The organism is Methylobacterium sp. J-001, assembly GCF_022829565.1.
In the GTDB taxonomy this organism is placed as follows: domain Bacteria; phylum Pseudomonadota; class Alphaproteobacteria; order Rhizobiales; family Beijerinckiaceae; genus Methylobacterium.
Genome location: NZ_JAKSYN010000062.1, coordinates 26,281 through 39,052, shown reverse-complemented (window position 1 = coordinate 39,052; position 12,772 = coordinate 26,281). Strand labels below are relative to the sequence as shown.

The 12,772-nt window shown below is 63.5% G+C and carries 9 protein-coding genes and 3 pseudogenes; 8 read left to right on the top strand and 4 right to left on the bottom strand.

Features of this window, described 5'->3' with window-relative positions; genetic code table 11:
• The 4 genes and pseudogenes from MKK65_RS06895 to MKK65_RS06880 form a co-directional block, all read left to right on the top strand.
• Nucleotides 1-214 (top strand): annotated as a pseudogene (locus MKK65_RS06895) (autoinducer synthase); the annotation flags it as partial.
• A gap of 16 nt (nt 215-230) precedes the next feature.
• Nucleotides 231-410: a hypothetical protein gene (locus MKK65_RS06890; RefSeq protein ID WP_147853238.1), complete on the top strand. Its 180-nt coding sequence runs from the start codon at nt 231-233 to the stop codon at nt 408-410.
• 221 nt (nt 411-631) lie between these two features.
• Nucleotides 632-1,093, top strand: a complete 462-nt coding sequence (locus MKK65_RS06885; protein ID WP_313902029.1) for a MucR family transcriptional regulator — start codon at nt 632-634, stop codon at nt 1,091-1,093.
• 468 nt (nt 1,094-1,561) lie between these two features.
• Entirely contained in the window at nt 1,562-1,777 is a 216-nt protein-coding gene (locus MKK65_RS06880) for a hypothetical protein (RefSeq protein ID WP_243956497.1), read from the top strand.
• 1,025 nt (nt 1,778-2,802) lie between these two features.
• Here MKK65_RS06880 and MKK65_RS06875 read toward each other — a convergent pair.
• Both MKK65_RS06875 and MKK65_RS06870 read right to left on the bottom strand, forming a co-directional pair.
• Nucleotides 2,803-4,239 (bottom strand): carotenoid oxygenase family protein, encoded by a 1,437-nt coding sequence (locus tag MKK65_RS06875; RefSeq protein WP_243956495.1) that lies wholly within the window; start codon nt 4,237-4,239, stop codon nt 2,803-2,805.
• Nucleotides 4,240-4,399: 160 nt separating this feature from the next.
• Nucleotides 4,400-4,741 (bottom strand): hypothetical protein, encoded by a 342-nt coding sequence (locus MKK65_RS06870; protein ID WP_243956493.1) that lies wholly within the window; start codon nt 4,739-4,741, stop codon nt 4,400-4,402.
• 22 nt (nt 4,742-4,763) lie between these two features.
• Here MKK65_RS06870 and MKK65_RS06865 point away from each other — a divergent pair.
• From MKK65_RS06865 to MKK65_RS06855, 3 genes and pseudogenes are all read left to right on the top strand, one after another.
• Nucleotides 4,764-6,175: pseudogene (locus MKK65_RS06865) on the top strand (IS1182 family transposase).
• Between the two features lie 370 nt (nt 6,176-6,545).
• A complete protein-coding gene (locus MKK65_RS06860) occupies nt 6,546-8,765 on the top strand; it encodes a TonB-dependent siderophore receptor (RefSeq protein WP_243956491.1) in 2,220 nt (739 codons plus the stop codon).
• Nucleotides 8,766-8,881: 116 nt separating this feature from the next.
• Nucleotides 8,882-9,163, top strand: coding sequence for a hypothetical protein (locus MKK65_RS06855; RefSeq protein WP_243956489.1), 282 nt, complete (start codon nt 8,882-8,884; stop codon nt 9,161-9,163).
• A 162-nt stretch (nt 9,164-9,325) separates the two neighbouring features.
• Here the strand turns inward: MKK65_RS06855 and MKK65_RS06850 are convergent, their stop codons facing one another.
• The gene (locus MKK65_RS06850) at nt 9,326-9,847 is read right to left on the bottom strand and encodes a cytochrome P460 family protein (protein WP_147910290.1); all 522 of its coding nucleotides are present in this window, start codon (nt 9,845-9,847) and stop codon (nt 9,326-9,328) included.
• Nucleotides 9,837-10,859 (bottom strand): annotated as a pseudogene (locus tag MKK65_RS06845) (alpha/beta fold hydrolase). The gene MKK65_RS06850 and the pseudogene MKK65_RS06845 overlap by 11 nt, the downstream one beginning before the upstream one ends.
• A 152-nt stretch (nt 10,860-11,011) precedes the next feature.
• On the opposite strand from MKK65_RS06845, the gene MKK65_RS06840 reads away from it, so the two are divergent.
• Nucleotides 11,012-12,586, top strand: coding sequence for a winged helix-turn-helix domain-containing tetratricopeptide repeat protein (locus MKK65_RS06840; protein WP_243956487.1), 1,575 nt, complete (start codon nt 11,012-11,014; stop codon nt 12,584-12,586).
• Nucleotides 12,587-12,772: the final 186 nt, after the last annotated feature.

The following is a 12,772-nucleotide window of genomic DNA, read 5'->3' as shown; positions in this document are numbered from 1 at the left end:
CTCCGAAATGCCAACGAGTTGGCTTCTGCGGCTGCTTCAGTTGCATATCCATGCCCTGCCACTTGGGCTTCCGCAGATGATCGATGACGTCGAGATCGTCGCGGTCAATGCCGGCTTCGACGGCCGCAGCCTCCGACAGCTCCAGAAGATGCGCGGAAGCACGGACTCGGTCTTGGCGCCAGAGAGCCGGGTCGCTGCCCGGCTGGCAAGCTGAAGAAGGCCACCATGTCATGAGCAACGCGCTGGCCAATGGCAGCCATGTCGATGACGGGGGTGAGCTCATAAGGCGCGCCGCCGAGCAAGCCTTGGATCTTCGACAAACCGTCAACGAACTTATTGACCCAAAGCTACGCGAACTTGTTGACGTCGTACTGATCGAACTTGGATTTCTCCTTTCCAAGCTAAAATGACGATCGCTTTGAAAAACATCTCCAGGCAACAGAACCTACAAGTAACGACAATTCGCAGCCTGCTTTGACTGTCAACACAGCTTCCTGTCGCTGAAATCCTTCAAAAGTCCAGCGACAGGCCGCTTATTTATGCAAATATCTACTGGCTCTGGAAGACCCAGCAAGTGGAATCAGTCTTATGCTTTTGCCGGTAGTAGGGGGGCAATGTGAGGAAAACTTCAATGACTAAAATGTCTTCTCAAGATTTACTGCCACACTCATGCCTTAAGCTAGCAGCTGAGATCACGGCCGCCTATGTGACCAACAATCACATCGCAGCCGCTGATCTGCCAGGCTTGTTCGAGTCCATTCATTGGGCACTCTGCAACCTGGGACAGCCATCAGACGAACTCCATTCAGCCATCGCAACCACTGAAGTCCCAACTCCTGCACAGATCCGCAGATCGGTCCAGCGTGACCACATCATGAGCTTTATTGACGGACGTTTGTACAGGACCCTAAAGCGACATCTCACCGCCCACGGTCTTACGCCTGAGACGTACCGTGCCCGCTACCGCCTGCCCAGCGACTACCCGACTGTGGCCCCCAGCTACGCTGAGCAACGCTCGGCGATTGCAAAGGCGATCGGTCTTGGGGTACCGGGGGCACGGAGTGTTCGACACCCGCAACAAGCCGCAGAATGAGACCCGGAGGCTCACCTTTCGCCCGAACCAAGATCCGGGGAGCCCTCCGATAGCCCGAGAACTCGCATAGGCCGTTGATCACAATCGGGATCAACCTCGGCATGGCTCAAAGCCATACCTCAGGGAGGGCTACTTTTAAGGGGGGAGTCACGTCAACGGTGAGGTCTACGGCGCTACGGTGGCAAAGCACCGCGTGGTTTGTCTCTCAGTTGGCGGGAAGCAGTCTTTCCTCTAGCGGTTAGGTTGCGACGATCAAATGCTTGATGCTGGGGTCGAACGTTTTCGACACGAGTTATCCGGTCAGGTCCTCCATCCCGGAGAGCAGCTGGCCGTTTGCCAAGCCCCGCTCTTCGCATAACCGGTGGTGAACGGCGCCCTGAGGTCGGAGCCGGCATCACCCTTCAGGAACTGGCACCGAAGAAGGAGCTTGGCTCACCGAGTCGGCCAGTCGCCGGCTGGGAGAAACGCATGTCTGCCGATACCGAGAAGCACCGCGCTCTGCTTGGCGCCCTCAAGGACGCCCAAGGCAAGGGCAACGGTTCATGCGAGAAGGCTGTCACCGCAGCGTTCGAACACGTCTTCGAGCACCTGGGCCACCTAAACGACCACGTCGCTCGGGGCGGTCCCGAGCGAGGACAGGAACGAGGCAAACCCCAACTAGTACAGAACCATCCCGACAAATAAGGGGGTCATCTAAAGTATAACCGCTTGCGAGAGCATTGTTACCGAACCTAAATGGTATTGTTCGACGAACAGTAGTGGCGCTAATATTGTTTTGCTCCACCGATGCAATTTACCGTATTTACAGGAGCACTCCCGTTATTCGAAATCAAGTTAAATGTCTAGACGAGGGCTTAGATTGACTTCCCCATAGCTTGCTTCGTGCAGGCCATGAAAACGTCCGCGACGCTTAAATCGGCATGGGGAGCCATTCCGGCCGCGTCATTCAAGCAGGACACCACATCGTTGCGAGAAGCAGCTCCGTCGGTGGATTCCGCCAGCTTCTTCAGGAGGCGGTCTCGGTCAGCATCTGAGGCTGCGTTCCAGTCACGCAAAGTGTCATGCGGATCCAAGGCTAAAACGGGGGTCGCAAATGATACCAGAGTCAAAATAATTAGCGAGCAAACCGGCACCATCGAGGTGCCGCGACCAATTCCATCCGCATTCATTTTAGGTCGCCTAGTTCTGCTGCCTCAAGGGCCTTGGAATAAGTCGTTGTTGCGATAATGCAAATCAAGAACCATCGTTTCTAGCGAACATCCATCGGTAGTGGGGCGTTACTCGCCCTAAGACTCTCGGGTCAGTGAGCCGGAATTTCAGGCTTGTCCGATCTATCTGTGAAGCCGACCTGCATTGACGATGCGCCTTTCTACCGCACGCCTCGGATTTGTGAGCGCAGATGCAGTGGTCAGGATCCCGGGCGCGGGGAAGGCAGGGTCTGTGGGCTCAAAGTGTCTGTCGCATCTCAACTTGCCCTGATGTGTTGACCAGCACCCTGGAGCAGCCGCGCGAGACTTCGGTCGTTGCAGGATTGACGTCGTTCGGTAATGCGACGAGGCTCCTACCCAGTCGATCTTGCGATCCTGCGATTGCAAGGCCGGGGCGCTGCCGGCATCTGGAGCCCGATGAATCGAAACGCGGCGGGGGCCGACTACCGCACGTCCTACAGCAGATTAACGCGTATTGGGTGCCGAAGCATCCGGCGACAGTCACCCGGCCGTATGCTTTGGAAACCAGTTCCCGTGAAAGCCCGGCGGGATCCGGTGCCCGAGGTGGACGGCGGCGATGGGCGCCGCTTCGAACGCGCGCGCGTCAAGGATGATGAAATCAGTCGTGTCGCTCACGGTGTCGACGACAAGCCCGACGAGCCAGCCCTCGTCTTCGCCGGCCTCCGGCCAGGCCGGTACGAAGACGAACTCTCCCGGGACACTGTCAGGGCCGAATTCGTGCACGTGCCGCTCCCCCGTTGCAAGGTCGTGCTTGTAGATTTGTGTCGCGTCCACAAGCTGCGTGTTGCCGTCGGCGGGGACGGAGCCCGTGTAGACGTACCGGTGAAGTTGTCCGAAACGGCGCTCGTCGATCCGGGGGAACTCCTGTGCCGCGTAATCGATCACCCGACGGTCGACTTGCCCCGTCGCCGGGTCGACGGTCCAGCGTTCCAGCCAGCCCGGTGCGTCGAGGCCGCCGCCAGCCGAGGCGAACACCCTCTCGTAGGCCACGACGTCGAGGACCACGCGCCCGTCAGCGTCGTCGTAGGCGTTGGCGACGTGGAAGGCGAAGCACGGCTCGATTGCGCACCACACGATGTCGGCGGCAGTACCATGCCGCGGGAGCAGGCCGACACGGGCGCCGTGGGCCGGGTTCCAGCGGAACGGGAAGCGGTATCCTGCAAGCACCGCCCGCATTGAGAAGGTGACAGGCAGGTCCATCACGACGACGAAGCGCGTCGTGATGGCGCAATCGTGGATGCAGGGGCCGTGCGCGACCGAAATCGCTACGTCACGCACAACGCGACCGGCGGGCGAGATGACGACGTGTCGAACGCTGTCCCAGATGCGGCCGTCATAGGCGATGGCATGTGTCTCACCGGTCGCCGGATCGCGATGCGGGTGTCCAGTGAATGAGCCGGCGAGGGTGCCGTCGAACGGATCGTATCGCTGCGCCTCCAAGTCCTCGGACAACAAGACGGGAAAGCTGCCGGCTTCGACTACGGCGAAGGCGCGGTTACCGATCTCGACGACGTTGGTGTTGACGGTGTCGTCGCCGCGGCGCGGCCCCGGGGCAGCGGGCCGGCCGAGCGCTGCGGATGCCGCACGCGAGCCGATCCAGCGGTTGCGGTACCACAAGGCCTTCCCGTCCTGGATGCAGAGACCGTGCACCATGCCGTCGCCCAGGAACCAGTCGTGGCCGCGCGTCGTCGGGCCGGCGGGGTTGGCGCCCATCTTGAGGTAGCGGCCGTCGAGCCCCGCCGGGATCGTCCCGGTCACGCGCAGATCCCGCAGGGTCAGCTCCTCGCGCATCGGCGCATGGACGCCGACCGCGAAGGGGTGCTGCGTCCACGGAAGGCACAGCCGATTGCAGGCCGCCACCAACGCGACCAGGCCCTCGGCGGTGGCACGCAGGCTGGACTCAATCAAGTTCGGCATCTGGTGCTGGCTCGGGGCGATCGGAGGGAGAGCGAGGGCCCTCGCGATCGAGGCGTCCCCATATTCGGGCAAGAATGATAGCTCTGTTCATTTGGGACGACTGGGCGATCTTGTCGGTGATGTATCCAACTCCGTCCGGGCGTGCGACGGGAGTGGATCGCTACGTCGATGGCTCGGCCAGCCAAGCGCCCGGACGCCTCCAGCCGCCGGTCGAATAGCCACCTGCGGGTTTGCCATCGGCAAGCTTTTTCGGCGTGATTGGGTCGGTTCGAGCCTGTCCGCTTTTCCGACCGACTTTCTCCGATGCGGACAGGCCGCTTACGGCCAGCTCCGGCCGGCCGCTTCGAGACCAAGACAGCCGTTTAGCGGGGCCGCTGGCCTGCTCCGAAGCGGACAAAGGGTGTAGAAGGGCGAACGTCATAGAAGGGTGCAGGCTGTGTGAAAACGCGCTGATTTGGTAGAGTAGATCCTGGTCTGAGGAGGTCGGGATGAAGCGCTTCATCGCAGGCGAGGATCGTCAGTAGATCACGCTCCTTCCCGGCTGCCTGGACGACTACATCACCGCCGACAATCCGGTTCGCCTGATCGAGGTCTTCGTCGATGAACTGGATCTAGCCGCGCTCGGCTTCGCGGGCGCCGTGCCGGAGGCAACGGGCCGCCCGGCCTATCACCCGGCGACGCTGCTCAAGATCTATCTCTACGGCTACCTCAACCGCGTCCCGTCGAGCCGCCGCCTCGAACGCGAGAGCCAGCGCAACATCGAGTTGATTTGGCTCACCGGCCGGCTCATGCCCGACTTCAAGACGCTGGCCGAGTTCCGTAAGGACAATGGCCCGGCCATTCAGGCGGCCTGCGCGCGGTTTGTGGTGCTGTGCCGCCAATTAAACCTGTTCAGCAAAGCGGTCGTCGCCATCGACGGCAGCAAGTTCAAGGCGGTCAACAACCGCGACAAGAACTTCACCGCCGCCAAGGTCGAAGCCCGTCTGGCGCAGGTTGAGACGAGCATCGGCCGCTACCTCGCGGCGCTGGATCGGGCCGACCGCGCGCCGAGCGACATCGCAGAGGCGCGCACGACGCGGCTCAATGAGAAGATCGCTCGTCTGCGCGAGCAGATGCAGGTTCTCCAGGCGATGGGCCGGCAAATCGAGGCCGCCCCCGACGGCCAAGTCTCGCTGACCGATCCCGACGCTCGCTCCATGGCGACCAGCGGCAAGGGCACCGGCATGGTCGGCTACAACGTCCAGGCCGCGGTCGATACCGAGCACCACCTGATCGTGGCGCATGCGGTAACCAACGTCGGCAGCGACCGGGCGCAGCTCACACCGATGGGCCTCCTGGCGCAGGCAGCGACGGGATGCGCGACGCTCACGGTGCTGGCCGACCGGGGCTATCTCAACGGGGAGCAAGTGCTGGTCTGCGAGGGCACGGGCGTGCTGATGTGTGTGCCCAAGACCCTGACCTCGGGCCATGCCAAGCGCGGCCTCTCCACGGGACAGGACTTCATCTTTGACGCTGAGAGGGACACTACACCTGTCCGGCCGGCCAGCACCTGACCAAGGGGCTTGTCCGGTCCGATCGCCGAACCGAGGGCGACGCGATGGACCACTACCGCAACCTGACGGCCTGTCTCGATTGTGCGCTCAAGCCCCGCTGAACGCCCGCAGAGACGCGGCGGGTCAAACGCTGGGTGCACGAGGACGTGCTCGATGCGATGCAGGAGCGGCTCGACCGGATGCCAGACGCGATGAAGATCCGTCGCCAGACGGTGGAGCACCCATTCGGCACACTGAAGGCCTAGATGGGAGCAACACACTTCCTGACCCGGACCTTGGCGAAGGTCAGGACCGAGATGAGCTTGCAGGTTCTGGCCTACAACATGAAGCGGATGATCCAGATCTTCGGGGTCGGTCCGCTGATGGCAGCGATCCGAGCCTGAGGCCCACCACCGCGCTCCGCGACGCTACTCCGAGCATCTCCCCAAACCCTGGGGATCCGCGTTCTCACACGGCCTCGGTGGGAAGCGGAAGTTAACTCAACGCTTGGAAGCGGACGTTCAACTCCGTCCTTGGCTCAGTCGTTCGAGGTGATGCAGTTAGCATTCAAGGGGTGCCCACGGTCGGACACCATTTGGGGCAGCTTCCTCTCGCGCATGACCAGGGGGAGCTCGGTACGCTCCAGCTTAGAATTGCTTCAGATTTGAACCGTTGTAAGTGTGTGATCTATAACACGTTTTCGGCTTGATCAACGATCCTTGAACGATGATTGCGGCGGTACTGCGCCGCTGGAGGCGCGTGTCAGCGTGATCTATGCCCTACCGCTCATCGCTCCTCGCCGTTCTTCTCGCAATCACCGCCCTTGCCGGTCCCGCGGCGGCGCAGGACGGGACCATTCAGCTCAACGAGATTTCGGTCGACGCGGCAGGACCGGGCAGCTCCGCCCCAGGACCGGCGGGCTCGGGCGGCCTTAATGTCAGCGCCGGCGACGGCGGCACGGCCGCCACCAGCGGCGGCGGCGGCGGCCCGTCCGGCATCACCGGCTATACCGCTCGCGTCACGACCGCCGGGACCAAGACCAACACGCCGATCATCGAGACGCCGCAATCAATCTCCGTCGTCACCCGCGAGCAACTCAACGACCGCAACGTTCAGACCCTGAGCGATGCGATCAACTACGTCCCGGGCGCCGTATCGGCCCGGTCGGGCTTCGACCCGCGGTTCGACCAGATCTTCATCCGCGGCTTCGACGTGCTCACCAACCAGGGCACCTACCGCGACGGACTGCGCGTGATCGGCAGCGGATTCATCTACCCGCGCATCGAGCCCTACGGCGCGGAGGCCGTGACCATCCTGCGCGGTCCGTCCGCTGGACTGTACGGCCTCGGCTCGCCCGGCGGCATTCTCGACATCACCAGCAAGCGTCCTGTCTTCGTGCCGTTCGGCGAGGTGCAGTTCCAGGCCGGGAGCTTTGACCGTTTCCAGGGCAACTTCGACGTCGGCGGCCCCATCGAGGGCTCGGGCGGCACCATGGCCTATCGCCTCACAGGCCTGCGCCGCGAGGCGGGCACTTTCATCGGCCTTGGCACCAATGACGACCGGTTTAACATCGCGCCCGCCTTTACCTGGAAACCCGACGCGGCCACGACCTTCACGTTCCTGAGCGAGTTCCAGACGACGAACACGCCCGCCACGACGTTCTACTACAACTACCCGGGTTTTCGGGCGAGCCCGTACTATATGGGCGACTTCCGCTTCGCCGGGCTCGACCAGACACAGTACCGGGTCGGCTACGCCTTCGAGCATTTCATCACGCCCGATTTGGTCTTCCGCCAGAACTTCCGTCACTACGGAGTCTTTCTCAGTGCTAAATACGTCGACATCAACGGCATCAACGACGCAAACACGATCGGCACGCGCGACACCGGCTACATCCGCGAGGGCTTGGTGCAGCAGACGCTGGACAACCAGCTGGAGGCGCGCTTCGCCACAGGTCCGGTCGCCCACACCGTGGTTGGGGGCGTCGACTACGCCCGGTACAGCCTGAGCGCCCGCTTCGGCTTCGGCCTAGCCCCGGACCTGAACCTGATCACGAGGAACTACGGCCAACAGTTCATCGCAACACCGACCCTCGGGTCCGCTTCACGTCAAACTCAGGAACAGATCGGCGTCTACCTGCAGGATCAGGCCAAGTTCGGCGACTTCATCCTGACCCTGAACGGGCGCCGCGACTGGGTCTTCCAAGACAACTTCGCTACCCCCGACAGCGCGGTCTCGCGCCAGGACAACGGCGCCTTCACGGGTCGGGTCGGGTTGGGCTACGTCCTGGCGCCGGGGCTCGTGCCCTACGCGAGCTACGCCACGACCTTCACCCCGCAGGTCGGCCTCGACCGAAACGGACAGGCGTTCAAGCCGGCCACTGGTGATCAGATTGAGGCGGGGGTGAAGTACCTGATCCCCGGCACCAATATCCAGACTGCGTTCGCCGGGTTCGACATCACTCAGTCGAACATCCTGATCCCCGACGCGTCCTCTCTCGCGTTTCAGACTACTGGTGGTGCTGTACGCTCGAAGGGCTTCGAGGCGGAGGCGACTGCCAATCTCGCACCGGGCACGAACCTGACCATAGCCTACACGCACGTCGACATCCGGTTCGTGAACTCGGTCTCGTCCACCGGCCAGTCGATTGCCGGGAACCTCGTCTCGGGCATCCCCCAGGATACCTACGCGTCGTTCCTGACCTACGCGTTCCCGCCGTCCTCGGCCTTGCGCGGCCTTCAGATCGGCGGCGGTATCCGCTACATCGGTTCGAGCTACGCGGATGACCAGAACACGGTGCGCAACACCGCCGTCACGCTCTACGACGCGCTGGTCGCCTACGATTTTGCGGCGCTTGACCCGAAGTACAAGGGCTTCCGCGCACAGCTCAACGGCTACAACATCTTCGACCGGAATTACCAGACCTGCTCGTTCGGGTTCTGCAACCGCAACCAGCCAGCGACGGTCATTGGCAGCCTGATCTACCGGTGGTGAGAGGCGCCGCCTCCAGCGGCTGGGTATCCGACCACTGAGCCGTCACACCAGCACGATGACCATGGCGCGCTGCGTGGCGAGCTGCGGCTGAGACGACACGGGCGTGGGAGGGTGCCGTGCACGAGATCAAGCTGACCCCAACTTACCAAGACACCCGTCGTCTCGCGCAGCTTCGCAAGCAGGCCAAGCGCCTCGGACTGAAGTTGTCGAAGTCGCGCTGGCATCAGCCTTATGTCCGGAACCGCGGCGGCCTAATCCTTCTCGATAGTCGGGACAAGGTTGTCGCAGGGGACGGTTACAGCCTCGATCTGGCGTCGGTCGAATGGATCCTGTCCGTTATGGCCGAGCAAATGCCGTCTTCAATGCCACGATCAATGGAACGTATGGGGCAAGCATAGAACGCCTTGCTCAATGCCGACCACGCTGCTGGTAGGCAGACTTTTCCGAGGCCCTACAAGGGTCGTGAGCGGGGGTTACAACCGCGTCCGCTTTTCTGGTTTCCTGTTCAGAAGCGGACCAGCCGCAATCGGCCATAAGGCGACGCATCTCGCTTGCGCAGCTCAGGGGGCGTACCCGGTGAATACGTAATTACGGTTCCTGACACGCGCCTCATGGCAGGCGAAGCAGGTTCGGTGCTGCGCCTCATCCACGGGTTTGCCGCCGATGAAACGGCCGAAGCCCCATCCGCCGGTCGCAGCGTAACGCTTAGTATTCTTGACCATGACCTGCACGGTCGTGGCCCGGCCCGGCACCGTCGCCGACGCGAATTCCGTTGACGGCATACGCTCCCAAGCCAGCTTCACGAGGACCGTACCATCCGGGAAGGGCAGCGTGCCGTCTCGAAAGGCCGCCACGGCGAGGTCGTTGCCGACGACGGCACGCAATTCGTTCAGCGGAGCGTCTTCGAGCGCTGGAGCGATCAGGCGCCAGTCTCTGTAGCCATCGGGTACGGTGACGCCATAGATCGGCGTGGCGGGCTTTCCGCTCCCTTCCACCGCCCGTACGTCCGCGACGAGAAAGCCTGGGGCGACGCACGCCAGGAGAAGGGCGCTGCGCCCGCGGAGATGATGGTCAGAAGGCATCGACGTCCACCACGGCCTGGGCGAAAGCCTGGGGCGCCTCCTGCGGAAGGTTGTGCCCGATGCCGCCGGTGATCGTACGGTGCTGGTATCCTCCGGAGAACATCGTGGCGTAGGCGGCGGGATCGGGATGCGGTGCCCCGTTCGCATCCCCCTCCAGCGAAATCGTCGGCACGCCGATCTTCGGCGCCTCCGCCAAACGGGCCTCGAGCATATCGTATCGCCGCTCGCCGTCGGCGAGACCCAAGCGCCATCGGTAATTGTGGATGACGATGCTGACGTGATCCGGATTGTCGAAAGCCGCAGCACTCTCTGCGAAGGTGCGATCGTCGAACTGCCAGCGCGGCGATGCCGTCCGCCAGATCAGCCGGGCAAACTCTGCGCGGTTGGCCTCGTAGCCGGCTCGGCCGCGGCTGGTCGCGAAGTAGAACTGGTACCACCACGAGAGCTCGGCCTCGGGCCGCAGCGGCGTCTTGCCCGCCTCCTGATTGCCGATCAGGTAGCCACTGACCGACACCAGCGCCTTGCACCGCTCCGGCCAGAGCGCGGCGACGATGCAGGCGGTACGGGCACCCCAATCGAAACCGGCGAGAACGCTCCGACGGATGTCGAGCGCATCCATCAGGGCGATGACGTCGACCGCGAGCGCCGCTTGCTGGCCGTTGCGCACGGCCTCGTTCGCGAGGAAGCGCGTCGTGCCGTAGCCGCGCAGGTAGGGTACGATCACCCGGTATCCCGCCGCCGTGAGCAGCGGTACGACCTCTACGAAGCTATGGATGTCGTAGGGCTAGCCGTGCAGAAGGATCGCGACCGGACCGGAAGGGCTGCCCGCCTCGAGATAGCCGACGCGCAGAAGGCCGGCGTCGACCTCTTTCAGCGGCCCGAATGCGGCGCCTCCGCCCGAGCGCGGCTGCGCCCGCGCCGGATGGACGAGTCCGAGTTCGGCGGCCGCGATGCTGGCAGCTGCGCCGCTCAGAAGGCGGCGGCGGTTCTGGTTGATGATCTCCGACGGCATGGGCGCATCCCGGTGCTGAGGTGTCGATGCGCGGGATATTGCCCCGATCGGCCGCCGGCCGCTTTGAGATGCCGTGGGGTTCCCCTTCAGAGCCTCCTGATTTTCGGCGTGGGACGGCTTCGCCGCACCGGCGTGGTCAGGGAAGTGGCCGCGTGATCTACCAGTTCGAGCCCTTCACCCTCGATACGGCCCGGCGCGAGCTCAGAGAGGGGGGCAGCCTCGTCGCGCTGGAGCCGCAGGTGTTCGATCTCCTCGCGCACCTCATCGCGGCCCGCGATCGCGTGGTCAGTCGCGACGAACTTCTGGAAATCGTCTGGCACGGCCGTATCGTCTCGGAGGCGACGATCAGCAGCCGGCTGAACGCCGCGCGCGTGGCGATCGGCGACACGGGCCTCGACCAGCGCCTGATCCGCACACTCCCGCGCAAGGGCGTGCGCTTCGTCGGCGACGTCAAGGCGATGACCGAGGACCTGCCGAAGCCCGTGGCAGGGCCAGGATCCGACGCCGGCTTTTCCTGGCGCGCGCGATCACGACTGCCGGCCGTCGCGGTCCTGCCCTTCGCGAACATGAGCGGCGAGCCGGAGCAGGATTTTTTTGCGGACGGGATCTGCGAGGAGATTATCACGGCTCTATCGCGCATGAGTGGCCTGTTCGTGATCGCTCGCAACTCCTCCTTCACATACAAAGGCAAAGCGATCGACGTGCGCCGGGTCGGTGAGGAGCTCGGCGTCGGCTACGTGCTTGAGGGAAGCGTGCGCCGCAGCCGCGACCGGCTGCGCATCGCAGGACAGCTCGTCGACGCGGTCTCGGGCGCCCATCTCTGGTCGGATCGGTTCGACGGTGATCCCCAGGACGTGTTCGCGTTGCAGGAGCGGGTTGCCGACAGCGTCGTCGCGGCGATCGAGCCGACCCTGCAGCAGGCCGAGATCGGCCGTCTCGGGCACGCAGCCCCGTCGCGGCTCGATGCCTACGAGCTTCTGCTGCGTGCGAATGCTCAGCTGTCCGAATTCACCGGGGCCGGCATGGAGGCCGCGCTCGCCTGCCTGAGCGAGGCACTGGTTGTTGAACCGGACTACGCCTCCGCGATGGCCGCGACAGCCTATTGCCGCGCGCAATGCCATTTTCAGGGTTGGGCCGAGCAGGACGATCACGCCCGCAGCGAGGCCGTCGACCTCGCGTGGCGAGCGGTCGAGCTCGCGCCTGGCGACGCGCAGGTGTTATGGATGGCGGCCTTCGCGATCTGGAACATGGCCTTGAGTGGGCACGAGCGCGCGCGGGATCTCTTCCGACGCTCGCTGCTCCTCAACCCCAACTCCGCGATGGCGTTGACGCTCGCGGGTTGGATCGAGACGACGTGCGGCAACGGCCTCGAGGGCCGGGACATGGTGGTCCGCGCGCAGAGGCTCAATCCACGCGATCCGCGCGGCTGGCTGATGGCCGGCGTCATGGCGGTGGCCGACCTGATCGATGAGAACCACGCTGGTGCGATCGAATGGGCTGACCGAGCCCTTGCACAGAACCGACGCTTCGCTGTGGCCCTACGCGTGCTCGCGGTCGCCAACGTCAAGCTGGGGCGGTTGGACCGCGCCCGGGAGGCTGTCGCAACTCTGCTCACTGTCGAGCCGAGGTTGACGGTCTCCGGCTTCCTCACGCGGATTCCCTTTCCGCTTGAGAGTACAGCAAAGATCTACGCTGAAGCTTTGGCAAGGGCAGGTCTGCCAGCATGATCGCCAAACGAGGTTGAGCCGATGTCCGATACGCAGCAAAAATCAACCCACAGCGGACAGGCTGCTTTCGGCCAATTGCAGTCGCCTCTTAGCGCCCACAAACGACATTCAGTCGCCTCTGACGACTTTAAACGTGCTGCCATCGGGGTGGTCAGACCTTAGGCCTTTTTCAAGAGACTAGACTCG

Excerpts from the sequence above, each read along its gene's own strand:
- MKK65_RS06890 (WP_147853238.1), top strand. The coding sequence starts at position 231 with ATGAGCAACGCGCTGGCCAATGGCAGCCATGTCGATGACGGGGGTGAG.
- MKK65_RS06885 (WP_313902029.1), top strand. The coding sequence starts at position 632 with ATGACTAAAATGTCTTCTCAAGATTTACTGCCACACTCATGCCTTAAG.
- MKK65_RS06880 (WP_243956497.1), top strand. The coding sequence starts at position 1,562 with ATGTCTGCCGATACCGAGAAGCACCGCGCTCTGCTTGGCGCCCTCAAG.
- MKK65_RS06875 (WP_243956495.1), bottom strand. The coding sequence starts at position 4,239 with ATGCCGAACTTGATTGAGTCCAGCCTGCGTGCCACCGCCGAGGGCCTG.
- MKK65_RS06870 (WP_243956493.1), bottom strand. The coding sequence starts at position 4,741 with ATGAAGCGCTTCATCCCGACCTCCTCAGACCAGGATCTACTCTACCAA.
- MKK65_RS06860 (WP_243956491.1), top strand. The coding sequence starts at position 6,546 with ATGCCCTACCGCTCATCGCTCCTCGCCGTTCTTCTCGCAATCACCGCC.
- MKK65_RS06850 (WP_147910290.1), bottom strand. The coding sequence starts at position 9,847 with ATGCCTTCTGACCATCATCTCCGCGGGCGCAGCGCCCTTCTCCTGGCG.